The following is a 24899-nucleotide window of genomic DNA, read 5'->3' as shown; positions in this document are numbered from 1 at the left end:
CCCTGACGGCCAATCAGCATCTGCGAGTGTCTCGTGGATGAGCAGGAGATGAGCCGGAAACGGCATCAAACCGTCACGGACGGACACTATTCGGCGTCGTCTGGCGGTCAAGTCGGCACCGGGCGAGCGAGTTCTGCCATGCAAACATTTGATCCAACCGTAAGAAAGTCATTAAGGTCTTGATCCAACCCCTCGCTCGGGTGATCACTCAACGGGAGTGACGGTGGAGGGGCACCGCCCACCGACGCGTTGGACAGGCGGCTGAAGGAGCAAGGAGCTCGCCCCTGTGGCGTCCCATCGTCGACCCAAGCAGCCGAGCCGCACGCGTGTCACCGTGCTCACCACCGCAGCCGCCGCTGCCGTCGCGCTGAGCGCGAACGCGGCCAACGCCGCCCCGGGCGAGAAGCTCGGCAAGGACGAGGTGAAGGCGAAGGTCGACAAGCTCTACGAGCAGGCGGAGCAGGCCACCGAGAAGTACAACGGGGCCAAGGAGAAGCAGCAGAAGCTGCAGAAGGAGATCTCCACCGTCCAGGACAACGTGGCCCGCGGCCAGCAGGAGCTGAACAAGCTGCGCGAGGGCCTGGGTTCGATGGCGACCGCCCAGTACCGCTCGGGCGGCATCGACGCCTCGGTGCAGCTCTTCCTGTCGTCGGACCCCGACGACTTCCTCGACAAGGCCTCCACGCTCGACCAGTTGAGCAGCCAGCAGGTCGAGGCGCTGAAGAAGATCCAGGACAAGCAGCGCGAACTCGCCCAGGAGCGCGCCGAGGCCACCGAGAAGCTCAAGGACCTGGCCTCCACCCGCACCGAGTTGGGCAACAAGAAGAAGGAGGTCCAGGGCAAGCTCGCCGAGGCGCAGAAGCTCCTCAACACCCTGACCGCCAAGGAGAAGGCGGCCCTCGACGCCGAACAGCAGCGTGCCAACCGCTCCTCGACCGAGCGGGTGGAGCTCAAGGACGCCCCGCCCGCCTCGGGCCGGGCCGGCGCCGCGTTCTCGGCCGCCCAGAGCCAGATCGGCAAGCCGTACGTCTACGGCGCCACCGGCCCGTCGTCCTTCGACTGCTCGGGGCTCACGTCCTGGGCCTACGCCCAGGCCGGTGTGTCCATACCGCGCACCTCCGAGGCGCAGTCGGGCATCGGGACCCGGCTCACCCGCAGCCAGCTCCAGGTCGGTGACCTGGTCTTCTTCTTCAACGACCTGCACCACGTGGGCCTGTACGCGGGCAACGGCCAGGTCCTGCACGCCCCGCGTACCGGCACCGTCGTCCGCTACGAGTCGATGGACACCATCGGCGGGCCGTTCATGTTCGGCGTCCGCGTCTGACGCGCCGCCTCCCGGGGCGGGCCGCCCGCCCCGGCGCCGGGATCAGTCCTCCACGGACTGGCGTACGCGCCGGGACGGGGTGAACGCGTACAGGTCGAGCACGCCGGGCGGGTCCGCCAGGCCGGGACCACCGGCGGTGATCCACGCGGCGATGTCCCGCACGGCGTCGGTGTCGTGGACCAGGCCGAGCCACACGGGCCGCCCGCCGGCGGCCCGCCCGGCCGCCGACGGCTGGACGACGACCACGTTGGCCTGTTCGCAGGCGTCCAGGCAGCCGGTCACCCGGACCTGCGCCGCGCCGGACAGCGACTGGCGCAGCAGGGCGAGCTGGGCGGCGTGGTCCACGCCCGGGACCTTCTCCGTGCCGCAGCAGCAGCCGCGGCACACGGTGACGGCGCAGGGTGCGGGTGCGGCGGCCGGGGCACGGCGGGACCCGCGGTCGCGGCGGCTCACCGGTCCGTCCCCGCATGGGCACGCCGCCAGGCGCCGTCGGCGAGCAGGCGCAGCCCGTTGAGGCCGACGATCACGGTGGACCCCTCGTGGCCCGCGACACCCAGCGGCAGCGGCAGCGTGCCGGCCAGGTCCCAGATCACCAGGCCGGTGATGAACACCGCGGCGACGACCAGGTTCTGCACGACGAGGCGGCGGGCCCGGCGGGAGAGGCGGACGACGGCGGGGACGGTCGCCAGCTCGTCGCGGACCACGACCGCGTCGGCGGTCTCCAGGGCCAGGTCGGAGCCGGCCCGGCCCATCGCGATGCCGGTGTGGGCGGCGGCCAGCGCGGGGGCGTCGTTGACGCCGTCGCCGACCACCAGCACCTTGCGTCCCGCCCGCTCCCACTCCCGCACCGCGGCCACCTTGTCCTGCGGCAGCAGTCCCGCACGGACGTCGTCGATGCCCACCTCGCCGGCGAGCCGGGCCGCCGCGCGCGGGTTGTCACCGGTGACCAGCACCGGGGTGGTGCCCGCCAGTTCGCCCAGGGCCGCGACGGTGGCGGCGGCCTCGTCGCGCAGGCGGTCGGCGATGCCGAGGACCCCGGCCGGCCGGCCGTCGACGGTGACCAGCACGGCGGTACGGCCCTCTTCCTCCAGGGCCGCCGCCACGTCCAGGGCCCTCGTCATCTCCGGGGCCGCCGCCTCTTCCCCGGCGGGACCGCCCGTGCGGCCGTCCGGCAGCCGGGCCGGGCTGCCGACCGCGACGGACCTGCCCTCGAAGGTGGCGCTGACACCGGTGCCGGGCGCCGAACCGAAGTCCCGCACCAGGGGGATGTCCAGACCGCGGTCGCGGGCCGCGTCCACGATCGCCCGGGCCAGCGGGTGCTCGCTGGGGTGCTCGGCCGCCGCGGCCAGCCGCAGCACCTCGTCCTCCGGCAGACCGGGGCCGGGCAGTGGGCGGACGTCCGTCACCCGGGGCGTGCCCTCGGTCAGAGTGCCCGTCTTGTCCAGCGCCACGGCGTCCACCTGTCCCAGGCGCTCCATGACCACCGCCGACTTGACCAGCACGCCGTGGCGGCCGGCGTTGGCGATCGCGGACAGCAGCGGCGGCATGGTGGCCAGCACCACGGCGCACGGCGAGGCGACGATCATGAAGGTCATCGCCCGCAGCAGGGTGGACCGCAGATCGGCGCCGACGAGCAGCGGGAGCACGAAGAGCGCCACCGTGGCCGCGACCATGCCGAGCGAGTAGCGCTGCTCGACCTTCTCGATGAAGAGCTGGGTCGGCGCCTTGGTCCCGGAGGCCTCCTCGACCATGGCCACGATCCGGGCGATCACCGAGTCGGACGGGTCGCGCTCGACCTTCACCCGCAGCGCGCCCGTGCCGTTGAGGGTGCCGGCGAACACCTCGTCCCCGGCCGCCTTCGCCACGGGCAGGGGCTCGCCCGTGATGGTGGCCTGGTCGACCTCGCCGGCCCCGTCCAGCACGCGGCCGTCCGCGCCGATGCGCTCCCCGGGCCGGACCAGGATGATCTCGCCCACCGCGAGCCGCTCGCCGGGCACCGTCTCCTCGGTGCCGTCGTCGGCGACGCGCGTGGCCGTGGCGGGGGCCAGGTCGAGCAGACCACGCACGGAGTCGGCGGTGCGGGCGGTGGCGATCGCCTCCAGCGCCCCCGAGGTGGCGAAGATGACGATCAGCAGCGCGCCGTCCAGCACCTGCCCGATCGCCGCCGCCCCGAGTGCGGCGACCACCATCAGCAGGTCCACGTCGAGGGTCTTCTCGCGCAGCGCCCGGAGCCCGGCCCGGCCCGGTTCCCAGCCGCCGGTCGCGTAGACGGCCGCGAACAGCGTGCCCCAGGTCCAGGCGGGCGCCCCGGCCAGGTACAGGGGCAGGGCGATCAGGAACAGCACCAGCGCGGCGGCCGCCCAGCGGGCCTCGGGCAGGGCGAGGAGCCGGGTGCGGCGGCGGGGGGCGACCGACTCGCGCGCCGCGCCGGGCGGGGCCGGGCGGGTGAGCGTGGACGACATGGAAGCGGGGTCCTTCGGGTGGGCGTGACAGCGTCCGACCTCGCCACCCTAACAGGAATGAATGAAGAGTCATTCATGTATTCATGGGTGGTGCCGTACGATGGCCGCATGGGTCATGGAGCCGCACAGCCGTCAGGACGCGTCCCGCGCAGAAACCTGGACGCGGCGAGCGCCGCCAAGGTGGCGACCACCCTCCAGGCGCTGGCGACCCCCTCGCGGCTGCTGATCCTCGCCCGGCTGCGCGAGGGTTCCCTGCCCGCGACCGAGCTGGCCGCCGAGGTCGGCATGGAACAGTCGGCCTGCTCCCACCAATTGCGCCTGCTGCGCAACCTCGGTCTCGTCGTCGGCACCCGCAAGGGCCGTTCGATCGTGTACTCCCTCTACGACAACCACGTCGCGGCACTCATCGACCAGGCCATCTACCACGTCGAGCATCTCCGCCTCGGCCTCACCGACTCCGCCGCCCTCACCGAGGCGGAGGAGGAGGGCGCGGGCGTCCCGAGTGCCTGACGGGGTCCCGGCTCCCGGGCCGGCGCACCGCTGGTGCCACCAGGGGCCGCGCGTCATGACCTCGATCCGCGCACCCGACCGCCCGGCCGGATCGTCCCGCTGGAGGCCACCTCCCCCGGACGGTCCACCACGCCGGTCACCGACGAGGGTCACCTGTCCAGCACGGTCCGCCAGGCCATGCGCCTGATCCGAGCCCGGACCGGGGGACGGCCTCCGCCGTCCCCCGCACCACATACGGCACACCGCACCCCGAGGGCGTGCCGCCCGGCCGGCGGCAGGCTCTCCGCGCTCCCCGGGCCGTACGGTCAGGCCGGGCTGAGCGGGTGCGTCGCCGTGGTGGAGCGCGGCGGCCAGGCGTGCGGGGAGAGGATGCCCAGCGCGTAGGCGCGAGCCACCAGCGCCGGACGGGTCGCGACCCCGAGGAGCCGCCGCAGCCGGCTGAGGTGGTAGTCGACCGTCTGCCGGGACAGGTGCAGGGCCCCGGCGACGTCGGCGTTGCTGTGCCCGGCGGCCAGCAGCGCGAGTATCCGCACCTGAGCGGGCGTCAGCGGCGGGTGCGCCTCGTGACTCAGGCCGAGCCGGGTGATGACCGCCCAGACACCGGGCAGGTGTTCGGCGGCGTGCTGGACCGCGCTCAGGTGGATCCACGCGCGGCGCCTGCGGTCGCCGTCCACGAGCACGGCGCTGGTGCGCGCGCTTCTGCGCCGGCCGGCGATGAGGTCGTCCCAGACCCGGTGCAGCGCCGTGCGTTCGGGGGTCCGGGCCAGCAGGGTGTCGGCGGGCGAACCGAGCAGGTCGCCCAGGCGGACGTGCAGCACCTCGGCCGCTGCCGTGCCCGCGTCCCTGACCACCCCGTCGGCGGACAGACGCAGACAGGCGAGGCCGCTGTGGTCGCGCAGCGCGCACAGGTCCGCCTCCGCCCGGCGCCGCTGCTCCAGCGCGCGGGTGTAGTCGGTGATGTCGACGTAGATGCCGGCCACGCAGCGCCGTGTCCCCCAGTGGACCGGGAAGCGGTAGCCGACCGCGTGCCCGGCGCTGCCGTCCGTGTGCCGGAAGGCGAGCGTGTGCCGCGCCGAGTGCCCGCCGGAGAGGACCTGTTCGTCGAGGGCGAGGAACCGGGCCGCGTCGTCGGCCCCGTCGATCTCGGCCAGGTGCCGGCCGATCAGGGCGTCCCGCGTGGTCCCGTACAGATGGGCGTAGGCGTGGTTCGCCCAGACGCAGCGGCCGTCGGTGTCGCGGACGAAGACCGCGGCCGGGCTCAGGTCGGCGAAGGACGCGTACGGTCCGGTCCCGGCCGCCGCGCCGGCCACCTCGACCGCGACGCCCCTGCTGCGCCCCGTGGCCGTACCGCCTTCATGAGCGGGCCAGTTGACGTCGAACGTGCGGCCCTCGAAGCGCGCCCGGTAGGGGCCGTCGGCGGGTAACCGCGCCGCGCCGCCGGCTTCGGCGCACAACGCTCGCAGGAAGCGCCGGGCGGTGCGTTCGTCGGCGAAGGCGCCGCCTCCGCTCTCGACCAGGCGCGCACCGCCGTCGGCTTCCCACCAGGACACCGGGAGCGGCGCGAGCAGTGTCTTGAGATCGGCTTCGTCCACGACTCGACTCCTTCGACGTTCCACCAAAATCACGTGGGGTGACACGTCATGCGTGTCCCGTGAACACGTGCGGCATGCCGCCCGCCCGAGACCTCGACCGGCCCCGGCAGTCAGGCATTTGCCTGAGAGTCCGCTGCTTCGCCCGTCCGCGAGCGGGCAGCCGGGCTGCTTCGCTGGAAACGGAACCTCGCGATCGGACGAGGAACCGCCGGACCGGACGACGAAGGAGATGGGATTCCGTGACGAAGGTGCTGTACGTGCATGCCAAGGGAGGCCCCCCGGTGGGGTACGCCCTGCCCCGGGTGGCCGCGAGGTCGACCGTGCACCTGCTGGCACTCAGCGACCTGCCCGCCGACATGGCGGCGGATCCGGCGCGGCTGTGCGCGTCGGTCCTCGCCCGCGGGGACGCGGACGAGCACGACCTGGTCGAACTCATCTCGTCCCGGGCCCGCGAGGTCGGCGCGGACGCCGTCATCACCTTCTCGGAGTACGCGGTGGTCGCGGTCGCCGAGGCCGCCCGGCGGCTCGGGCTGCGGGGCGCGGGGCCGACCGCCGCCCTCGCCCGCGACAAGCGCCTGATGCGCGCCGCCTGGGAGCGCCGCGGCATCCCCCAGCCCCGCTTCCGCGCCGTCGCGACGGAGGAACAGCTGGCCGCCGCGGCCATCGAATTGACATGTCCACTGCTATTGAAGGCGGCCTGGAGCGCCGGCTCGACCGCGCACCAGATCATCGAGGGGCCCGCGGACGTGGCGGGCGCCTGGAAGCGGTCGCGCGCGGTGATGAGCGAGTCGGCGCTCCTCGGGTACGCGGAGCTCCATGTCGGCGGCGCCGGTGAGGACTTCGTGGTGGAGGAGATCGTCACGGGCTGCGCCGAGGAGTGGTTCGACGGCACGGGCTGGGGCGACTACGTCAGCGTCGAGGGCGCGGTCGTCGGGGGTGTCTTCCGGCCGGTCTGCCTGAGCGGCCGGATGCCGACGGTGGCGCCGTTCACCGAGCGGGCCGGCATCACCCCGGCCGCCGTCGGCGCGCGGGCACAGGCCCGGATCGTCGAGCTGGCCCGGCAGGCGGTGGAGGCCCTGGGGCTCCAGGACTGCGGCACCCACACGGAGATCAAACTCGGGGCGGACGGCCGCATGTGGGTGATCGAGACGGCGGCGCGCTTCGGCGGCGCGATGACGGTGCCGCAGATCGAGGAGGTCTTCGGTCTCGACCTGGTGGGGATGTTCACCGACCAGTTACTGGGCCGGGCGGCCGGCTGGCCGGCACGGGCGCTGACGCCCGAGGACGCCGAGGGCGCGGCCGGCTCCCTCGTCGTCCTCGCCGTGGACGGCGCGGGCGCCCCCTGGCGGCGCCGGCACGTGTGGGACTCCGCGTCGGTGCTGCGCTCCGTGCCGGCCGGCGCGGCGAGCACCCTGTCCGTCGTCCGGGAGAGTTCGCTGCCGGACGGCACACCGGTGCCGGTCTACGACCCGGCCGCGGGCGCCAACACCATGGCGGGGCTGTGCCTGATGTCCGCCGACCGGCCGCAGACCGTGATCCGCGACTTCACCGCCCTGGTGGACGCGCTCCCGCGCATCCTGCCGGCGTACGTCGGCGAGGGGGTGCGGGCATGACCGCCACGCTGGACGAGGCCGGCGTGCCCGGGACGGCGGGCGACCGCACGGTCGTCGGCGCCAACCTGTCGCTGCCCCTGTTCCGGACGCTGTCCGGCGTGCTCGCCGGACACCCGTACCTGAAGATCGTGGTGGACCGGGCCGAACGCACCTGGCACCTGCTCGACACACGGGTGCACCCCTTCCACGTCGACTACATCGCCACCCGCGTCCTCGGCCTGACCATGGCCGAACTCGACGCGGACCTGGACGCGTTCAACGCGTCCGTCTACATGGCACCCGAGCGCCGCTTCCTCCTGGGAGTGCTGTCGCTGCACGCCGAGCAGGAGCCGGACGGCACCGAGCGTCCCTTCCTGGTGCTGGAGACCACCGAGGCCGACACCATGCAGGGCCCCCTGCTGGAGGAGTTCTACAGCTACGTGCGCGAGCGGGTCGACGGACGGCTGCCGCTGCTGCTCAAGCCCGCCAACCACGGCCAGGAGCAGGAGCTGACCGCGATCGGCGAGGCGCGCGTGCCGCGCGTCCTCAGCCACGAGCTGTTCGGCAACCGAACCCGCACCTGCCTCAACCCCGGCGAGGCCGAGGGCCGGCTCCGCCACTTCCGCACCGCGGCCGAGTACGAGGCGGTGGCAGCGGAGCTCGGCTGGTCGGACATCGTCGCGATGCCCCGCCTCCCCGACGACGTGCCCCGGGTGGCCGGCTTCATCAACACCGCGCCCATCACCCCGCTTTCGCACACCAACGTGCTGGCCTCGGGCTGGGGCATCCCGAACGCCGTCGTCCGCGACCTCGACACCCTGCTGCGGGACAGCGGCCTCGACGGTCCCGACGGCCTCGACGGAGCCTGGGTGCGCTACCGGGTGCGGGAGGACTCCGTCACCCTGGAGCCGCTGCCCGGCAGGCCGGAGCTCACCCGGCCCGCCTGGCACCAGCAGCGCATCCGCATCGGCACACCCCTGCTGCGCCAGGCCCCGGTGCTGGCGCTGGACCGGCTGCGGCGCACCGACCGCGACAGCTACGGCACGAAGGCGGCCAACCTCGGGGAACTGCACCACGTCCTGGACAGCCGCACCGCCGACCTGACGGCGTTCTACGCCCGCCCGCGCCCGCCGCGCCCCCATCTGCTCGGCCACCTCGGCGCCCGTCTCGGCGAACCGGGCGCGTCCGCCGCGGAGTTGCGCGCGGCGGCGGCCGCGTACGTGGCGGCGACGGTCCGCGCGCCCCGGGGCGTGGCGCTGCCGTTCCACCTCCACCATCTGTTCCTGACCTCCTCCCCCGCGCTGCAACAGGGCATCGGCAAGCTGAAGATGGCCCTGGAGCTGGAGGCGTTCGACCTCGTGGACCCGCTGTGCCTGAACCTCCAGCACCTCGTGGGCTGCACGCCGATGCCCGACGAGGTGGCCTCGGCGATCACGGGCGCGGTGCCGGAACTGCTGGCCGGCGGCAGCCGGATGGTGGCGCGGTCCTCCTCCAACGCGGAGGACCTGCCCGGCTTCTCCGCGGCCGGGATCTACGACTCGGTCACCACCGTACGCGGGGCGGAGCAACTGCTGGCCGCCGTACGGCAGGTGTGGGCCTCGCTGCTGTCGCCGCGCAGCGTGCGGCTGCGGCACCAGGCCGGCATCTCGCTGGACGACACCTACATGGGAGTGATCGTCCAGGAGTACGTGCCGGCCGCCCTCGGCGGTGTGCTGGTGACCTGCGATCCGACCCGCCGGGAGGACTTCCGCAACGTGTACGTCAACTGCACCCCAGGTTCCCCGGAGCGGGTGGTGGACGGCACCGTGCTGCCGCAGCAGTACCTGTACAACACGGTGGAGGGCGGCGGCCGTACGGTGGACGTGGGGTCCACGGGCGAGGACCTGCCGTCACCGACGCGCCTCGCGCTGGCCCGGCTCGCCCTCACCGGGCGGCTGCTGCAGTCCCACTTCGGCGCCGACGATCCCGACGACGCGCTCGACATCGAGTGGCTGATGACGGACCAGGGGGCGTTCCACCTGGTCCAGATCCGCCCCTACGCCCGGTGAGCCGCCGCATGGCGGCCCCGTGGCGACGGAGTGCGCGACCGGTGGCCTCTCCGGCCGCCCGCCGCATCATCCGGCTCAACAACGGGTTCCAGCTGCTGTTCAACCTGCTGTGGTGGATGCCCGTCTTCTACGCCTACCAGCGCGACGCCGGTCTGTCCGACGGGCAGATCTTCGGCATCCAGAGCATCTACTACATCGCGTTCTGCCTGTTCGAGATCCCCACGGGGGTCGTCGCCGACCGCATCGGCGCCCGCAACTGCCTGCGCGCGGGCGCGGCCGTCATGACGGCGGCGAACATGGCGCCGGTGCTGGCGCCCTCGTACACCGGTTTCCTGGTGCACTTCCTCGCCATCGCGGCCGGACGCTCCCTCACCTCGGGTGCGGCGAGCGCCTACCTGTACGACGGTCTGCGCGCCGAGGGTGCCGACGCCCACTACCTCAGGGCGGAGGGCACCGCCCGGTCCCTGGGGCTGGCCGCGAAGGTGGTCTGCTGGCCGCTGGTCGGCCCGCTGATGGCGCTGGCCCCGCAGAGCCCGTACGTGCTCAGCGCGGCGAGCGCGGCCGGGTCCCTGGCCTGCGCGCTCGCGCTGCCGCGGCTCGCGCCCCGCGGCGGGGCCGCCCGCGCCGACGCGCGCGGACGGCGCACCGGCACCCTCCTGCGGGACACCGGTGCCGCGCTGCGGGCCCTGCGCGCCTCGCCGTGGCTGCCGTTGCTCATGGTGCAGGGCGTGGCGGTGTTCACCCTGTCGCGCATCTGCCAGGTCAACCTGTTCCAGCCGGTCCTGCTCGCACACGGGATCAAGGAGAGCGCGCACGGTGGTGTGCTCGCGGCGATGACGGTGGCCGAGGCGGTGGCGTCGGGCCGCCCGCAGTGGCTGAGCCGCCGGGTGTCACCGGCCGCCTGGGTGTCCCTGCTGAGCGTGGCGCTCGCCGCCGCGCTCGCCGGCACCGCGCTCGGCGGGCCCTGGCTGGTGGTGGCGCTGCTGTGCGTGTTCGCCGCGCTCACCGGGTTCGTCTATCCCGTGCAGCGCAAGCTCGTGAACGACGCCGTCCCGGCGGACGCGCCGCGCGCCACGCTGCTGTCGGTGGAGAGCATCGTGGACCGGGGCGTGTGCGCGCTGGCCGCGGTCGCCGCCGGGGCCTATCTGGCGGCCGGGCGCCTGGACGCGCTGCTGTGGCAGAGCGCCGCGGTCACCTGTGTGCTGATCCCGGTCCTGCACCTCGCGCTGCGCCGGCTGGGCCCGGGTGGCCCGCGCGGCCGCCGTGCGGCACGCGGTCCCGCCCGGCCGGCGAACGCCGACCGGCCGCTGCCGCTGCCGGTCGACGAAGGGGTCGCGCCGCACCCCTGAAACGGCACGCCGCACCCGTGGGACAGGGACGGAGACGGCACCCAGAGATAGTGGAATATTGAACAACCCGCTTCGGTTGGAGCCGTCGAAGGAGGTCAGGAGTGGAGACGCAGAGCACGAAGACGCAGAGCACGACCACGTACTACGACCACGGCAGCACCGCCGAGCGCTGGGAGCGCGCGCGGCAGTTCTTCGACGCGAAGGACTACGCGGGCGCGGCACGGGTGCTGGCCCGGCTGGTCGAGGAGGTGCCGGAGCAGACGGGACCCCGGCTGCTGCTGGCCCGCGCCTACTACCACTCGGCCCAGCTGCGCCGCGCGGAGGCCGAGCTGCGGCTCATCGTGGAGCGCGACCCGGTGGAGCACTACGCCCGGCTGATGCTGGGCCGCACGCTCCAGCGGCAGGCGCGGCACGCCGAGGCGGAACCGCACCTGCGCATCGCCTCGGCGCTCGCGGGTGACCTCCCGCGACAGTGAGCGGTGCGGGCGGGCCCGGTTCCCTCGTGGAACCGGGCCCTCGGCATGTTCCGGGGCGCTACCCCGCCCCGGCCGCGCCGCTCGCCGCGCTCGTGTCCGCGTCCGCGTTCCCGGGCGTACGGCGCCCGCGGCGATGCGCGATCTCGCCCAGGACGACGTCGACGGCGACGAAGGCGGCCAGCGGGATGCCGAGCAGCGGCACGAAGTAGCCGGTCGTGGCGATCACGGCCAGGGCCGGCACCAGTAGGTACGGGGGCACCTGCGCCCACGAGCCGCGCGGCAGCGGCCGGCCGAACGCGGAGCCGCGGCCGCGCTGCCACCACATGCGGTAGCCCCAGACGATCAGCAGGACCAGGGCGAGCGCGAGCAGAGCGAGGGCGATCTGGTTGGCGAGGCCGAACAGCACGCCGGTGTGCAGGTCGATGCCCCAGCGGGTCAGTCTGGCGAGCACGGGGTAGTCGGCGAACCGCAGCTCGCCGGTCACCTCACCGGTGGCGGGGTCGACGGCGACGGCGTCCTGCTTCTCCGGCCAGGAGCGCTGCACCTGCCTGACCACGTAGGCGCTGCGGGCGTCGGCGGGCGGGACGATCTCCACGGGGTCGCCGAGGCCCTTGGCGCGGGCGGCCGCGAGCGCGCGGTCCAGGCCGGCCCCGGACCCGGCGTCGCCGCCGGTGCCGCCCGCCGTGCCGTGGCCCGTGTGCTCACCGCCGGGCACCGCCGCCGAGAGGGCGGGCGTGGCCTGGCCGAGGGAGGTGCGCAGGTCGTCGATGTGCGCGCCGGCGTAGGTGGACCAGGTCAGGCCGGTCGCCGACAGGAACAGGAAGCCGACGGCGGTCCAGACGCCGACCGTGCCGTGCAGACCGAGGGTGCGGCGCCGCCCCCGGGTGCCCCGCACCCGGCGCAGGGCGCGCCGCCGGGAGAACCACAGCACCAGGCCGCCGCCGGTGACCACCCACAGCCAGGAGGCGGCGAGTTCGCTGTAGAGCCGGCCGGTGTCGCCGAGGTGCAGGTCGCGGTGGAGCTCGTCGGTCCAGGTGCGCAGGGGCAGCGCGCCGGTCGAGCCGTACTGTTCCAGGGACCCGCGCACCTGGCCGGTGCCGGGGTCGACGAACACCGCGAGGGTGTGGTCGGGGTCGACGCCCGGGACGCCGGAGAGCATCACCCGGGTGGTGGTGCCGGGTCCGGGCGCCGGCCGCACCCCCGTGACGGTGCCCTCGGGGTGGGCCTCGCGGGCGGCGGCGACCTGGGCGGAGACGGGGAGCCGGCGGTGGCTCTCCGGCGCGGTGAGTTCATGGGCGTAGACGTACTTCTCGGCCTGGAAGGAGCCCGCGTACAGCAGGCCGCTGACCGCGGCGACCAGCAGGAACGGGGCGACGAGCAGGCCGGCGTAGAAGTGCAGGCGCAGCACGAGGGGGCGCAGCGGGGACCGGCGGCCCGGGGACGGCGCGGGGGCGGGTGCCTCGTCCGTGGCGGGCGAGGGAGCGGTGGACATCGGTGGGCATCTCCGGGGGACTCGGACGGCGGGGTGTCGGTCCACTGGTCGGGCCGGAAGGGCGCCGGGTTCCCCGGGGTGTTGGTGAGCTGTGCCACAGGAAAAGGCAGGTGGGCATGGCATTCTGACGCGATGGCACCTCACAGCGCACGCGCGTCCGTCGCCGAGCGGGTCGAGGAACTCCTCGCCGCCGGCGGCCCCTTGCCCATCGTCACGGCCGGTCAGCCGGTCCTGCGGCGCGGCGGTGAGCCCTACGAGGGCCAGCTGTCCCCCGCCCTGCTGGCCCGTTTCGTCGAGGCCCTGCGCGTCACCATGCACGCGGCGCCCGGCGTCGGCCTCGCCGCCCCGCAGGTCGGCATCCCGCTGCGGATCGCGGTCGTGGAGGACCCGGCTCCGGTGCCCGAGGAGGTGGCGCTGGTCCGTGGCCGGGTGCCGCAGCCGTTCCGGGTCCTGGTCAACCCGTCGTACGAGCCGGTCGGCGACGCGCGTGCGGCGTTCTTCGAGGGCTGTCTGAGCGTGCCGGGCTGGCAGGCCGTGGTGGCCCGGCACGCCGAGGTGCGGCTGCGCGGCGAGGACGAGCACGGCCGGGCGCTGGACGAGGTGGTCGGGGGGTGGCCCGCCCGTATCGTCCAGCACGAGACGGACCACCTCGACGGCACGCTCTACCTCGACCGGGCGGAGCTGCGTTCCCTGTCCACGAACGAGGCGGTGGCGGCCCTGTGGGCGCAGCCCGCTCCCGAGGCGGCGGCCGAGGCGCTCGGCTTCACGCTGCCGTGACGCACCGTCGGCCGCCGGTGTCCCCCCGGACGGCCGTCAGTTGTCCCGGTAGGCCTCCAGGAGCCGCAGCCACACCTCGCTGAGCGTCGGGTAGGACGGGACGGCGTGCCACAGGCGGTCGACCGGGACGCGGCCGGTGATCGCGACGGTCGCGGAGTGCACGAGTTCGCCGACGCCGGGGCCGACGAAGGTGGCCCCGCGCAGGATCTCCTCCTCCAGGTCGACCACCATGCGGGCGCGGCCCGTGTAGCCGTCGCCGTACAGGCCGGCCCCGGCGACGGTGGAGAACGCCACGTCGACGGCGCGGACCCGGTGCCCGGCCTGTTCGGCCTCGGCGAGGGAGAGGCCGACGGCGGCGGCCTCGGGGTCGGTGAAGACGACCTGGGGCACGGCGTCGTGGTCGGCGGTGGCCACGTGCGCGCCCCAGGGCTCGTCCAGGAGGGGGTCGCCCGCGGCGCGGGCGGCGATGGCGGCGCCCGCGATGCGGGCCTGGTACTTGCCCTGGTGGGTGAGGAGCGCGCGGTGGTTGACGTCGCCGACGGCGTAGAGCCAGTCGGTGCCGGTGACGCGCAGCGTGTCGTCGGTCTCCAGCCAGGAGCCCGGCTCGAGGCCGACGGTGTCCAGGCCGATGTCGTCGGTGTGCGGGACCCGGCCGGTGGCGAACAGGATCTCGTCGGCCTCGACGCGGTCGCCGGTGCCGGTGACGGCCACGACCGTGCCGTTCTCGCGGCTGACGGAGTCCACGGAGGTGCCGGTGCGGATGTCGACGCCCGCCTGGGCGAGGGCCTCGGCGATCAGTTCCCCGGCGAACGGCTCCATGCGGTTGAGCAGGCCCTTGCCGCGGACCAGCAGGGTGACGCGCGAGCCGAGGGCCTGCCAGGCGGTGGCCATCTCGGTGGCGACGACACCGCCGCCGACCACGATCAGCCGGCCCGGTGCCGCCTTGGCGCTGGTGGCCTCGCGGCTGGTCCAGGGCTTGACCCCGGACAGGCCCGGCAGGTCGGGGAGCTGGGCGCGGGTGCCGGTGCTGACGGCGACGGCGTGCCGCGCGGTCAGGGTCGTCACGGTGCCGTCGGGGGCCGTCACGGTGACCGTGCGGGGCCCGGCGAGGCGGCCGTGGCCGCGGTAGAGGTCGGCGGTGATGCCGTTCAGCCAGGCGACCTGGCCGTCGTCCTGCCAGTGGGAGGTGTACGTGTCCCGGCGGGCGAGGACGGCGGGCGTGTCGAGGGGGCCCTGGACCGACTGGCTCAGGCCCGGCAGGCGTCGCGCGTCGGCCTGTGCGATCACCGGCCTGAGCAGCGCCTTGCTGGGCATGCAGGCCCAGTACGAGCACTCGCCGCCGACCAGTTCGTTCTCCACGATCGCGGTGGTGAGACCGGCGGCGCGGGTGCGGTCGGCGATGTTCTCCCCCACGGGCCCGGCCCCGAGCACCACGACGTCGTACGCGATGGATTCCGTTTCCGTCATGGTGTCAGTCTGGTGGGTGGTTGCCGCGGGGGCCACACGGGTACGCGCGCGGAACACGACCGTGCGCGGACGGGCAGGACACCGCGGAATAGGCGGGCGGACCACCGTGTTCTCGCCGTCGGCACCATCCCCACACCAGGAACGAGGGAATCACGCCATGAGCAGCACCATGGAGCTGACCAAGGACAACTTCGACCAGACGGTCACCGAGAACGAGTTCGTCCTCATCGACTTCTGGGCGTCCTGGTGCGGGCCGTGCCGTCAGTTCGCACCCGTGTACGAGAAGGCGGCCGAGGAGAACCCGGACCTCGTGTTCGGCAAGGTCGACACCGAGGCGCAGCCGGAACTGGCCCAGGCCTTCGGCATCCAGTCGATCCCGACGCTGATGATCGTGCGGGACCAGGTCGCCATCTTCGCCCAGCCGGGCGCGCTGCCCGAGGCCGCGCTCGCGGACGTCATCGGCCAGGCCCGGAAGCTGGACATGGACGAGGTCCGCAAGAGCATCGCCGCCCAGGAGAGCGGCGCCGCCGAGTAACCGGCGGCCCTTTCCCGCGCCGGGCTCCCCAGCGTCGTCTCCGCATGCCGCCCGCGGCGGGTGACCCCGCCGCGGGCGGCATGCCTCGTCCGGGGCCGGCCGGGGTCATCCGTACGGGTGAGGCGGCCGGACCCCTGCGGTGCGTTCCTCCGGGCCGCTTCAGCTCGACTCGCGGCGGACCAGGGCGGCGCCCAGGACCTTGCGGACTTCCGGCTCGGCGCCGGGATCGCGGACCGCCTGGTCGACGAGTTCGGCGAGTTCGCGGCCGGAGGGCAGCTCGATGTGCACGGTGGTGAGCCGGGGCCGCAGCAGCCGGCCGAGCATCAGGTCGTCCGCGCCGACGACGGCCACGTCCTCGGGGACGCGCAGGCCCTCGTCCTGGAGCGCGCGCATCAGCAGCATGGCGTACTCGTCGTTGTAGGCGAACACGGCGTCCAGGCCCGACCCGGCCCAGCGGGCGGCGAGTTCGGCGGCGGCCTGCTCGGTGTAGGCGAGCGGCAGTTCGGTCACGCTCGCGTCCGTGCCCCGCAGCGCCTGGCGCACACCGGCGAGCCTGGGCCGGGAGAACGCCTCCAGGCCCTCCTCCTCGGGGACCACCACGCCGACACGGCGCCGGCCGCGCGCGTGCAGATGGGCGCCCACGCAGTGTCCGACGGCCTCGTGGTCCATCAGCAGCGCGTGCGCGCCCTCGACGCGTTCGGGGCCGAGGGTCACCACGGCCCGGGCACCGGCGCGCTTGAGCACCGCGACGCCCTGCGGGCCGATCCCCGTCCCCGGCACCAGGACCGCGACCGGCCGCAACTCCGCCCAGGCGCGCGCCGCTTCGTCCCCCTGGCGGCCGACGGTGCCGTACTGCACCACCGTGTAGTCCAGGCGGCCGAGGGCCGACTGCAGTTCGCTCAGGAAGCGGCTGTAGAGGGGGCCCACCGGGACGGCCGGTGCGGGCATCAGGACCATGCGGCTGTGCCCTGCGCGCAGGCTGCGCGCGGCCGCGTGGGGCACGTACCCCAGTTCCCGCGCGGCCTCGTGGACACGGCGGCGGGTCGGTTCGCTGATCCGGACGGCGCTGGTGTTGTTGAGGACGTAGGAGACGGTCGCACGCGAGACTCCGGCCAGCCGGGCCACGTCCGCACTCGTCGGGACGGAGTGCGGTGCGGGCGCCGCGGGCGGGGGCGTGTTCGGTATCTGCACCATCACAGACCGCATAGTGGCAGAAGCGTCAAGGGCGCCGACGGGCGGGGGAACGTGGTTCACCGCTGAACGAATGAGCCGCGCACCCTAGTGGGCGAACATGTTCGCGTCGAACTTGTTCGCTACGAACATGTTCGTTACGCTCGTCGCATGACAGCCGCCGCTCCACGCTCCCGCCGTGACCGCCCCGCCAAGCCCGCCCTCTCCCGGGAGGGCATCGTCGCCGCCGCCGTGGCGATCCTGCGCGCCGAGGGTCTGCGCAAGGTCACCATGCGCCGGCTCGCCCAGGAGCTCGACACGGGCCCCGCCTCGCTGTACGTGTACGTCCGCAACACCGACGAACTGCACGCGGCGGTCCTGGACGAACTGCTCGGCGCGATGGACGCCGTCCCGGTCGGGGGCACCTGGCGCGAGCGGCTGGAGCACGTGCTCACCGCCTACACACGGGTGCTTTTGGAGCACCCGAGTCTCGCCCGCTCGGCACTGACCGCGTGGCCGAGCGGTCCGCACTACCTGGACCTGATCGAGACGCTGCTCGCCCTGCTGGACGAGGGCGGGGTGGCGCGCGAGCGCGCTGCCTGGGGCGTCGACCTGCTCCTCCAGCACGCCACCGCGACCGCGGCCGAGCACGCGGGCGACGAGCCCTCCGCCGACTGGCAGGCCCTGCGCGGCGCGCTGCGCGGCGCGTCCGCCGAGACCCACCCGCACATCGCCGCAGGCTCGGCCGTCCTGCTGTCCGGCACCCCCGAGGCCCGCACCTCCTGGGCCTTCCAGGCCCTGATCAACGGCATCGAGCACACCGCCGTACCCGACTGACGGCCGGACCGCCGGTCACGGCACAGCCGTACCCGGCCGACGGCCATCGAAGCGGACTTATCCCCTCGCCGGTCACCGCACCGGTCGTACCTGACTGCCGGCCACGGCACCGCCGCACCCGGCCGACGGCCACCGCCCGCCGACCAACACACCGCCGCAACCGGCCGACGGCACCGCACCGGCCGTACCCGACCGACGCCCGACGACCGGCGGCGAGCGCCCAGCCGTGGGCGCGCCACGCCGTCGCACACCCCCGGAGGCTCACCATGACAGTCCCCCACCACGAGATCGCCGTCATCGGCGCCGGACTCGGCGGGCCGGCGCTCGCCCGCGTGCTGCACGTGCACGGCGTCGAGGCCGCCGTGTTCGACCTGGACCCCTCGCCGGCCGCGCGCACCCAGGGCGGCATGCTCGACATCCACGACGACTCCGGCCAGGAGGCGCTGCGCGCGGCCGGGCTGCACGCGGAGTTCCTGACCCGGACGCACACGGGCGGCCAGGCCATGCGGGTCCTGGACCGGCACGGGGCGGTCCGCCTCGACGAGCCCGACGACGGTACCGGCGGCCGCCCCGAGATAGACCGGGGCGACCTGCGCGACCTGCTGCTCGGCTCGCTGCCGGAGGGCACCGTCCGCTGGGGCGTGAAGGTGACCGGCGTGCGCCCGCTCGGCGACGGCCGGCACGAGGTGACGCAGGCCGACGGCGGCCGTTTCACCGCGGGGCTGCTGGTCGGCGCCGACGGCGCCTGGTCACGCGTCCGTCCGCTGGTGTCGTCCGCCGAACCGGCGTACACCGGCGTGTCCTTCGTGGAGGCCGATCTGCTCGACGCGGACGCGCGCCATCCGGCGAGCGCCCGGGTGGTCGGCGGCGGCATGCTGTTCGCGCTGGGGCCGGGCCGGGGATTCCTCGCGCACCGCGAGTCCGACGGCAGTCTGCACGTGTACGCGGCCGTGGTGGCGCCGGAGGACTGGCTCGACGGCATCGACTTCGCGGACGGCGAGGCGGCGAGGGCGGCCGTGCTGAAGGAGTTCGGCGACTGGGACGAGAGCCTGCGGGCGCTGGTCCGGGACGCGGACGGCACGCTGGTGCCCCGGCGGATCCAGGCGCTTCCGGTCGGACACCGCTGGGACCGGGTCCCCGGCGTCACCCTGCTCGGCGACGCCGCACACCTGATGTCGCCGTTCGCGGGCGAGGGCGCCAACCTGGCGCTGCTCGACGGCGCCGAACTGGGCCTCGCACTCGTCGCGCACCCCGGGGACACCGAGGCCGCGCTGGCCGCCTACGAGGAGCGGATGTTCGCGCGCGCCGAGGCGTCCGCCGCCGAGTCCGCGCGCAGCGGGGAGCGGATGTTCCGCGCCGACGCGCCACAGGGGCTGCTCGACATGTTCGCCGGTCACGACGCCGCGCGGGACGCCTGAGCGCCCCACGGGAGAGCCGAGCGGCGCACGGGCGGCTCAGGCGCCGCTCGCGGGCCGGCCCCGGCGGGACACCCTGCGGGGAGGGCTTCGCGGGGGGGGTGCGCCACGCGGCGGGCGCGGCGCTGCGGGCGCGCCTCGCTGCGGGCGCGACGCGGCGGGCACGGCGCGGCGGGCACCGCTCGACGGGCGCCTCACGGGGTGAGGTCAGCTGGGCGGCTCGGTACGGGTGAGCCGGGCGACGAGGTCGATCCAGCCGGTCTCCAGCCGCTCCATGGGCATGCCGCACTGCCGGGTCAGATGGTGGATCAGGGCGGGGTCGAGATACGCCAGCAGCGTCTGGGCGAGGAGGTCGCAGTCGGCGTCCGGCACGATCTGCCGCAGCAGCATCGTGACGTGGGTGCGCAGCGCGCCGAGCGCGGGATGGGCGAACCGGCGGTCCGGCTCGGGCTGGGCGGCGAGCTGGAGGTCCAGTTGCTCGGCCGACCGGTACAGCACCGCCACGCCGAAGGCGCGCAGCCGCTCCAGCGGGGGCGCGCCGGGACCGAGCGGCGGCGGTCCGCCGAGGAAGTCGGCCTGCAGCCGCCTGCCCGAGTGGTCGAGCAGCGCGGTGAGCAGGCCGGTGCGGTCGCCGAAGCGGCGGAACACCGTCCCCTTGCCGACCTGGGCCGCGGCGGCCACCGCCTCCATGGTCACCCCGGCCACCCCGTGCTCCGCGATCAGCCGGGCGGCCGCCTCCAGCAGCCGGGCCCGGTTGCGGGCCGCGTCCGCCCGCAGGCACGGCTCCTCGGGACCCGAGCCGACCTCCAGCAGCTGGGGCGACTCGACGGGCTCCTGGGGCTGGGGACAGGGCGGGAGGAGGCTGGACATGAAGACAGCGTAAAGCATGGGGAACAGAACTGGACCGCGGTCCGTTTAGCCTGATACAAAAGCTAAGCGGACCTCGGTCCGGTTCGTCACAGTGATGTTTCAGTCCTTTTTTGGAGATCCCCCATGTCTGTTCGCATCCTCGCGCTCGTCGGCAGCCTGCGTACCGGTTCGCACAACCGCCAGCTCGCCGAGGCGGCCGTCAAGCTCGCCCCCGAGGGTGCCGAGGTCGACCTCTACGAGGGCCTGGCCGACGTTCCCTTCTACAACGAGGACCTCGACGTCGAGGGCAGCGTTCCGGAGGCCGCCGCGAAGCTGCGCGCCGCCGCCCAGGCCGCCGACGCCTTCCTCCTCTTCTCGCCCGAGTACAACGGCACCATCCCGGCCGTCCTGAAGAACGCCATCGACTGGCTGTCCCGCCCGTACGGCGCCGGCGCCTTCGGCGGCAAGCCCGTCGCCGTCATCGGCACCGCGTTCGGCCAGTACGGCGGCGTGTGGGCGCAGGACGACACCCGCAAGGCCGTGGGCATCGCCGGCGGCAAGGTGGTCGAGGACATCAAGCTGTCCATCCCCGGCTCCGTGACCCGCTTCGCCGAGACCCACCCGGTCGACGACGCCGAGGTCGCCGCCCAGCTCACCGAGGTCGTCGCCCGTCTGCACGGCAACGTGGGCGCGGCCGCCTGAGCCACCGCACCACCCGTCGCGGAGGGGGCCGGAGCCGTCACAGGCACCGGCCCCCTCCGCGTGCCGCTCTCGCGCTCCGGCCGCTTGAGGAGCGTGCCGTGGTCCCGGCCCTCGGCGTGGCAGTGGCCGCTCCCGCTCTCCGCGCCCGACGCACCCCTGTCGCCGTCCTCGGCCTGCTCCCCTACTCCCCCGGCCGCCCCGCTCGCCGCCCCCGGAGCATTCGGTGCGTCACCCCCGGCCCCTCTCGGGGTATGCGGATCATGGACGCGGGAGCCGCACCCCTGGGGAGGGCGCCCGCGCCGCCCGGGGCGCGTACGGCGTGCCGTGGGTACCCGAAGCGCGCGCGCAGGTGACGCGCACAGGTGAGGAGAAGCCATGGCACCCGTCCCGCCCCCGCCCCCCTTCGACCCGGAGCTGGCCGCCGCGCTGGACCTGGTCAAGGACGTGCTCACGCCCGGGCTCGCCCTGGACGAGATCCCGACCGCGCGGCAGGGCGCGGGCATGGAACTGCTCGGGCTGATCGACGTCACGATGGGCGGCGCCTTCGACGCGGAGGACCGTACGGTGCCGGGCCCGCCCGGAGCGCCGGACGTCTCCCTGCTCGTCTGCCGTCCGGTGGACGCCGATCCCGCCGTGCCGCTGCCGGTGATCTACCACGTGCACGGCGGCGGCATGATCCTCGGCAACAACCGGGCAGGCGTGGACGGCCCGCTGGCCTGGGCGCGGGAGCTGGGCGCGGTGGTGGTGTCGGTGGAGTACCGCCTCGCTCCCGAACACCCGCACCCGGCGCCGGTCGAGGACGCGTACGCCGGTCTGCTGTGGACGGCCGCGCACGCCGGGGAGTTCGGCGGCGACCCGGACCGGATCGTGCTCGCGGGCTCCAGCGCGGGCGGTGGCCTGACCGCCGCGCTCGCCCTCCTGGCCCGGGACCGCCAGGGGCCGCCGCTCATCGGCCAGCTCCTGATGTGCCCGATGCTGGACGACCGCAACGAGACCGTGTCCAGCCACCAGATGGCGGGCGTCGGCGTGTGGGACCGCACGGCGAACGAGACGGCCTGGACGGCGCTGCTCGGCGACCGCCGGGGCGGCCCCGACGTCTCCCCGTACGCCGCCCCCGCCCGCGCGGACGACCTCTCCGGCCTGCCCCCGGCCTTCCTGGACGTCGGCTCGGCGGAGACCTTCCGGGACGAGGTCGTCGAGTACGCGTCCCGGATCTGGCAGTCGGGCGGCGTGGCCGAACTCCACGTCTGGCCGGGCGGCTTCCACGGCTTCGACGGCTTCGCCCCCCAGGCGTCCCTCTCCCTGGCGGCCCGGGCAGCTCAACAGGACTGGCTGCGACGGCTGTTGAACCGCTGACCTGGCGTCCCGGTCGGTGAGAGCCCTCCCTGGCCGGGCCCAGCCCGGGTACGCCTCAGCTCACGGGCTCTCCGCCCACCTCCCGACGGGACACCCCCTTCTCACCGCTCGCGGCCGCCTGTTTGATCGCCTCCCGGATGCGGGCGTACGTGCCGCAGCGGCAGATGTTCTCGATGGCGTCGATGTCGGCGTCCGTGGGGTCGGGGGTGTGGGCCAGGAGGGCGGCGGCGGCCATGATCTGGCCGGGCTGGCAGAAGCCGCACTGGGCCACGTCGCAGGCGAGCCAGGCCTGTTGGACGGGGTGCAGGGTGTCGCCGTCGGCCAGGCCCTCGATGGTGGTGACCGTGCGGTCCGCGCAGTCGGCGACCGGGACCACGCAGGGCTGGATCTCGGCGCCGTCCAGGTGGCTGGTGCAGGCGCGGCAGACGCCCACTCCGCAGCCGTACTTGGGGCCGGTGACGCCGAGGAGGTCGCGCAGGACCCACAGCAGGGGCATGTCGGCGGGCGCCCGGACGGTGACCGGACGGCCGTTGAGGGTGAAGGTGTACGCGCGCATGGGGGCCTTCGGGTCGCGGGTCAGAAGGTGAGCGGGAAGCTGCGGGGCACGGTGCCGGTGGCCCGGGCGCAGGCGTTGGCGACGGCCGCGGAGGCGGCGGGGACGCCGAGTTCGCCCGCGCCGCCCGGTTCCCGGGTCGAGGGCAGGATGTGGGCCTCGAAGGAGAGCGGGGCGTCGCGCTGGCGGGCGTAGCGGAAGTCGGCGTAGCTGCCCTCGCGCACCGCGCCCCGGTCGATGTGCAGGCCCGCCTGGAGCACGACGGAGATGCCGTCGGTGGCGGCGCCCATCAACTGCGCCTGCAGACCACTGGGGTTGACGGCGATGCCGACGTCGGCTGCCATCACCACCTTGGTCACCCGGGGGTGCTTCGGGTCGCTCGCGTCGATCTCGGCGAGGCAGGCGACGGCGGAGCCGTACTCCTCGTGCACGGCGACGCCCTGTGCGGTGCCGGGCGGCAGCGCGCGACCCCACCGGCCGGCGCTCGCCACCTTGCCGAGGACGGCCCTGGCAGTCCTGGTGCGCAGGGTCGTCCGGCGGAAGGCCACCGGGTCGCGGCCGAGGCTGCGGGCGACCTCGTCCACGACGATCTCCTCCGCGGTGCGCACGGTCCCGGAGTCCACCGACCGCCAGGCGCCCAGCGGCATGGCCAGCTCGATGCCGCCCGAATCACCCGAGACGCGGCCGAAGTCGTACAGGCCGCTGGTGCCGGGCAGCGGGCCCGACGCCCGCACGCCGCCCTGCGGGGCGAGGCCGGCGCCGTCGTACGCCTCCGAGACGGACGCCGTCACCTGCTCGAAGGCCACCACCCGGCCCCCGGACACACTCGCCCGGACCCGGTGGTGGCTTGCGGGGCGCATCCGGCCGTGCCGGATGTCGTCGCCCCGGCTCCACATCAGTTTCACCGGGCGCCGGGCCGCGTTCGAGACCAGCGCCGCCTCGATCGCCGCGTCGAAGTTCAGCCGGCGGCCGAACGAGCCGCCGGCGCGCGTCACATGGACCCGGACCGCCGACGGGCGCAGGCCGACCGCCTCCGCGACGGCGTCGCGCGCGTCCATCGGGGTCTGGGAGGAGAACCACAGCTCCGCGCGGTCGGGCCGGACGTCCGCCACCGCCGTGAGCACCTCCATGGGGGCGTGTCCGACGAAGGCGAAGGCGAACTCGCCCGTCACCTGGGTCGAGCCGCGGGGCGGGGTGCGGAACCGGGGCACGGCGGCCTTCAGCCGGGCGCGGATCTGGGCGTCCGACAGGGCGGCCAGCGGCCCCGGCGCCCAGGTGAGGCGGAGCGCGTCCCGGGCGGCGAAGGCGTGGTGGAAGGTGTCCGCGACGACGGCCGCCCCGCCGGGCAGCCGGACCACTGCGTGCACCCCGGGCATCGCCCGGGCGGCCCGGGCGTCCATCGAGACGAGCCTGCCGCGGATCGTCGGCGGCCGGGCCACCACCGTCGGCTTCGCCCCGGCGACGGCCAGGTCACCGGCGTACGTCGCCCGCCCGGTGACGATGTCCCGGGCGTCGATCCTGGTCGTCGGCCGGCCGATCACCCGGTGCCGGGAAGGGGGTTTGGGCCACTGCGGGACGTCGGTGCGGCGGATCCGGGAGGCGCTCGCGGTCAGCGAGCCGAAGGTGGCGGTGCGCCCGTCGGGGGCGACGACCATGCCGTCCCGGGTGCGCAGGGTCCGGGCGGGCAGGTGCCAGCGCCGGGCGGCCGCGGTCACCAGCCGGGCCCGGGCGGTGGCGGCGAGCTGCCGCGCGGGGCCGTACAGGGAACTCACCGAACTCGACCCGCCGGTGTACTGGTTGCCCTTGGTCCGGGCGTCGGCGAGCGGGACGCGCACATCGGCGAGGCGGGCGTCCAGCTCCTCGGCGATCATCATGGCCACGGCGGTGGTGATGCCCTGGCCCACCTCGGCCCGGGGCAGCCGTACGACGACCTCGCCGGCCGCCGTCACCTCCAGGACCAGCATCTCCTCGTCCGCACCGGTCACCAGGACGTCGGCTCCCGGCTCGGCGAGGTCCGGCCGGCCGGGCGCGGCGCCCTCGGCGGACGAGGGGGTGGTGCAGGCGAGCGGGGCGGCGACGGTCAGGGTGGCCGCCGCCACCGTGCGGACGAGGAACCCGCGGCGGGAAGCCCCCTGCGCGGGCGTGGGCTCGGTGCGGTCCAAACGAGGGCTCCTGTCGGCGCGCGGGGCGGGCTCGGCCGGGCCGGCACGGCACGGAGGGCGGCGCGCGTCCGGTACGGCTGACTCGACAGATAGGAGGGACACCGTCCCGCGCCGGTTGCCTGACGCTCCCGCTCCGCGCGGGCCAACCCCGGCCAGGGGCCGCCAACTTGGCCGGATGTCGTCGGCGTGCACCCTGTACCGCACGGGGCCCCCGAAGGTTACCGTTCGGTA

Annotated in this window: 21 protein-coding genes; 12 read left to right on the top strand and 9 right to left on the bottom strand. The window is 74.7% G+C overall.

The features are described 5' to 3' along the window. The first annotated feature begins 286 nt into the window (after nucleotides 1-286). Nucleotides 287-1324: a C40 family peptidase gene (locus B446_RS32250; protein ID WP_043476872.1), complete on the top strand. Its 1038-nt coding sequence runs from the start codon at nucleotides 287-289 to the stop codon at nucleotides 1322-1324. Nucleotides 1325-1366: 42 nt separating this feature from the next. Here the strand turns inward: B446_RS32250 and B446_RS32245 are convergent, their stop codons facing one another. Both B446_RS32245 and B446_RS32240 read right to left on the bottom strand, forming a co-directional pair. Next, nucleotides 1367-1777, bottom strand: a complete 411-nt coding sequence (locus B446_RS32245) for a hypothetical protein (protein WP_020943642.1) — start codon at nucleotides 1775-1777, stop codon at nucleotides 1367-1369. Then, nucleotides 1774-3786, bottom strand: a complete 2013-nt coding sequence (locus B446_RS32240; RefSeq protein ID WP_020943641.1) for a heavy metal translocating P-type ATPase — start codon at nucleotides 3784-3786, stop codon at nucleotides 1774-1776. The genes B446_RS32245 and B446_RS32240 overlap by 4 nt, the downstream gene beginning before the upstream one ends. A gap of 108 nt (nucleotides 3787-3894) precedes the next feature. On the opposite strand from B446_RS32240, the gene B446_RS32235 reads away from it, so the two are divergent. Then, on the top strand, nucleotides 3895-4296 hold the full coding sequence (locus B446_RS32235) for an ArsR/SmtB family transcription factor (RefSeq protein ID WP_043479540.1): 402 nt from the start codon (nucleotides 3895-3897) through the stop codon (nucleotides 4294-4296). A 305-nt stretch (nucleotides 4297-4601) separates the two neighbouring features. Here B446_RS32235 and B446_RS32230 read toward each other — a convergent pair whose 3' ends face one another. Continuing rightward, nucleotides 4602-5888, bottom strand: a complete 1287-nt coding sequence (locus B446_RS32230) for a PAS domain-containing protein (RefSeq protein WP_020943639.1) — start codon at nucleotides 5886-5888, stop codon at nucleotides 4602-4604. A 239-nt stretch (nucleotides 5889-6127) separates the two neighbouring features. Between B446_RS32230 and B446_RS32225 the strand changes: the two genes are divergently transcribed. The 4 genes from B446_RS32225 (at nucleotide 6128) to B446_RS32210 (ending at nucleotide 11353) form a co-directional block, all read left to right on the top strand. Further along, nucleotides 6128-7501 (top strand): ATP-grasp domain-containing protein, encoded by a 1374-nt coding sequence (locus tag B446_RS32225; protein ID WP_020943638.1) that lies wholly within the window; start codon nucleotides 6128-6130, stop codon nucleotides 7499-7501. Beyond that, nucleotides 7498-9528: a PEP/pyruvate-binding domain-containing protein gene (locus B446_RS32220; protein WP_020943637.1), complete on the top strand. Its 2031-nt coding sequence runs from the start codon at nucleotides 7498-7500 to the stop codon at nucleotides 9526-9528. The genes B446_RS32225 and B446_RS32220 overlap by 4 nt, the downstream gene beginning before the upstream one ends. Before the next feature lie 8 nt (nucleotides 9529-9536). Beyond that, a complete protein-coding gene (locus tag B446_RS32215; RefSeq protein ID WP_078614853.1) occupies nucleotides 9537-10877 on the top strand; it encodes an MFS transporter in 1341 nt (446 codons plus the stop codon). A gap of 101 nt (nucleotides 10878-10978) precedes the next feature. Further along, nucleotides 10979-11353 carry a tetratricopeptide repeat protein gene (locus B446_RS32210; protein WP_020943635.1) on the top strand — a complete coding sequence of 125 codons (375 nt, stop codon included), beginning with the start codon at nucleotides 10979-10981 and terminating at the stop codon, nucleotides 11351-11353. Between the two features lie 58 nt (nucleotides 11354-11411). Here B446_RS32210 and B446_RS32205 read toward each other — a convergent pair whose 3' ends face one another. Continuing rightward, on the bottom strand, nucleotides 11412-12845 hold the full coding sequence (locus tag B446_RS32205) for a PepSY-associated TM helix domain-containing protein (protein WP_020943634.1): 1434 nt from the start codon (nucleotides 12843-12845) through the stop codon (nucleotides 11412-11414). Nucleotides 12846-12977: 132 nt separating this feature from the next. On the opposite strand from B446_RS32205, the gene B446_RS32200 reads away from it, so the two are divergent. Next, complete coding sequence (locus B446_RS32200) at nucleotides 12978-13622, top strand: peptide deformylase (protein ID WP_020943633.1); 645 nt, start codon at nucleotides 12978-12980, stop codon at nucleotides 13620-13622. Nucleotides 13623-13658: 36 nt separating this feature from the next. On the opposite strand, the gene B446_RS32195 is transcribed toward B446_RS32200, so the two are convergent. After that, nucleotides 13659-15089: a dihydrolipoyl dehydrogenase family protein gene (locus B446_RS32195; protein WP_020943632.1), complete on the bottom strand. Its 1431-nt coding sequence runs from the start codon at nucleotides 15087-15089 to the stop codon at nucleotides 13659-13661. Nucleotides 15090-15246: 157 nt separating this feature from the next. Here B446_RS32195 and trxA point away from each other — a divergent pair, with 157 nt between their 5' ends. Next, complete coding sequence (gene trxA, locus B446_RS32190) at nucleotides 15247-15624, top strand: thioredoxin (protein ID WP_020943631.1); 378 nt, start codon at nucleotides 15247-15249, stop codon at nucleotides 15622-15624. A gap of 159 nt (nucleotides 15625-15783) precedes the next feature. Here the strand turns inward: trxA and B446_RS32185 are convergent, their stop codons facing one another. Then, a complete protein-coding gene (locus B446_RS32185; RefSeq protein ID WP_106960641.1) occupies nucleotides 15784-16830 on the bottom strand; it encodes a LacI family DNA-binding transcriptional regulator in 1047 nt (348 codons plus the stop codon). A gap of 135 nt (nucleotides 16831-16965) precedes the next feature. On the opposite strand from B446_RS32185, the gene B446_RS32180 reads away from it, so the two are divergent. Then, a complete protein-coding gene (locus B446_RS32180) occupies nucleotides 16966-17631 on the top strand; it encodes a TetR/AcrR family transcriptional regulator (RefSeq protein WP_020943629.1) in 666 nt (221 codons plus the stop codon). A 266-nt stretch (nucleotides 17632-17897) separates the two neighbouring features. Next, nucleotides 17898-19049: an FAD-dependent oxidoreductase gene (locus B446_RS32175; RefSeq protein ID WP_020943628.1), complete on the top strand. Its 1152-nt coding sequence runs from the start codon at nucleotides 17898-17900 to the stop codon at nucleotides 19047-19049. A 204-nt stretch (nucleotides 19050-19253) separates the two neighbouring features. Here B446_RS32175 and B446_RS32170 read toward each other — a convergent pair whose 3' ends face one another. After that, nucleotides 19254-19934 (bottom strand): TetR/AcrR family transcriptional regulator, encoded by a 681-nt coding sequence (locus B446_RS32170; RefSeq protein WP_020943627.1) that lies wholly within the window; start codon nucleotides 19932-19934, stop codon nucleotides 19254-19256. A gap of 105 nt (nucleotides 19935-20039) precedes the next feature. On the opposite strand from B446_RS32170, the gene B446_RS32165 reads away from it, so the two are divergent. Next, a complete protein-coding gene (locus tag B446_RS32165) occupies nucleotides 20040-20597 on the top strand; it encodes an NAD(P)H-dependent oxidoreductase (protein WP_020943626.1) in 558 nt (185 codons plus the stop codon). Between the two features lie 375 nt (nucleotides 20598-20972). Further along, nucleotides 20973-21953, top strand: a complete 981-nt coding sequence (locus B446_RS32160) for an alpha/beta hydrolase (RefSeq protein ID WP_020943625.1) — start codon at nucleotides 20973-20975, stop codon at nucleotides 21951-21953. A gap of 55 nt (nucleotides 21954-22008) precedes the next feature. Here the strand turns inward: B446_RS32160 and B446_RS32155 are convergent, their stop codons facing one another. Then, entirely contained in the window at nucleotides 22009-22509 is a 501-nt protein-coding gene (locus B446_RS32155) for a (2Fe-2S)-binding protein (RefSeq protein ID WP_020943624.1), read from the bottom strand. A gap of 20 nt (nucleotides 22510-22529) precedes the next feature. Beyond that, the gene (locus tag B446_RS32150) at nucleotides 22530-24668 is read right to left on the bottom strand and encodes a xanthine dehydrogenase family protein molybdopterin-binding subunit (RefSeq protein ID WP_020943623.1); all 2139 of its coding nucleotides are present in this window, start codon (nucleotides 24666-24668) and stop codon (nucleotides 22530-22532) included. Nucleotides 24669-24899: the final 231 nt, after the last annotated feature.

It is taken from the genome of Streptomyces collinus Tu 365 (assembly GCF_000444875.1).
Lineage (GTDB): Bacteria > Actinomycetota > Actinomycetes > Streptomycetales > Streptomycetaceae > Streptomyces > Streptomyces collinus_A.
This window is presented reverse-complemented; position numbering and strand designations above follow the sequence as displayed.

Bases quoted from the DNA above. Each gene is read 5' to 3' on its own strand.
- B446_RS32240 (WP_020943641.1), bottom strand. From the start codon at position 3,786: ATGTCGTCCACGCTCACCCGCCCGGCCCCGCCCGGCGCGGCGCGCGAG.
- B446_RS32235 (WP_043479540.1), top strand. From the start codon at position 3,895: ATGGGTCATGGAGCCGCACAGCCGTCAGGACGCGTCCCGCGCAGAAAC.
- B446_RS32220 (WP_020943637.1), top strand. From the start codon at position 7,498: ATGACCGCCACGCTGGACGAGGCCGGCGTGCCCGGGACGGCGGGCGAC.
- B446_RS32215 (WP_078614853.1), top strand. From the start codon at position 9,537: ATGGCGGCCCCGTGGCGACGGAGTGCGCGACCGGTGGCCTCTCCGGCC.
- B446_RS32205 (WP_020943634.1), bottom strand. From the start codon at position 12,845: ATGTCCACCGCTCCCTCGCCCGCCACGGACGAGGCACCCGCCCCCGCG.
- B446_RS32200 (WP_020943633.1), top strand. From the start codon at position 12,978: ATGGCACCTCACAGCGCACGCGCGTCCGTCGCCGAGCGGGTCGAGGAA.
- B446_RS32195 (WP_020943632.1), bottom strand. From the start codon at position 15,089: ATGACGGAAACGGAATCCATCGCGTACGACGTCGTGGTGCTCGGGGCC.
- trxA (WP_020943631.1), top strand. From the start codon at position 15,247: ATGAGCAGCACCATGGAGCTGACCAAGGACAACTTCGACCAGACGGTC.
- B446_RS32185 (WP_106960641.1), bottom strand. From the start codon at position 16,830: ATGCGGTCTGTGATGGTGCAGATACCGAACACGCCCCCGCCCGCGGCG.
- B446_RS32180 (WP_020943629.1), top strand. From the start codon at position 16,966: ATGACAGCCGCCGCTCCACGCTCCCGCCGTGACCGCCCCGCCAAGCCC.
- B446_RS32175 (WP_020943628.1), top strand. From the start codon at position 17,898: ATGACAGTCCCCCACCACGAGATCGCCGTCATCGGCGCCGGACTCGGC.
- B446_RS32170 (WP_020943627.1), bottom strand. From the start codon at position 19,934: ATGCTTTACGCTGTCTTCATGTCCAGCCTCCTCCCGCCCTGTCCCCAG.
- B446_RS32165 (WP_020943626.1), top strand. From the start codon at position 20,040: ATGTCTGTTCGCATCCTCGCGCTCGTCGGCAGCCTGCGTACCGGTTCG.
- B446_RS32160 (WP_020943625.1), top strand. From the start codon at position 20,973: ATGGCACCCGTCCCGCCCCCGCCCCCCTTCGACCCGGAGCTGGCCGCC.
- B446_RS32155 (WP_020943624.1), bottom strand. From the start codon at position 22,509: ATGCGCGCGTACACCTTCACCCTCAACGGCCGTCCGGTCACCGTCCGG.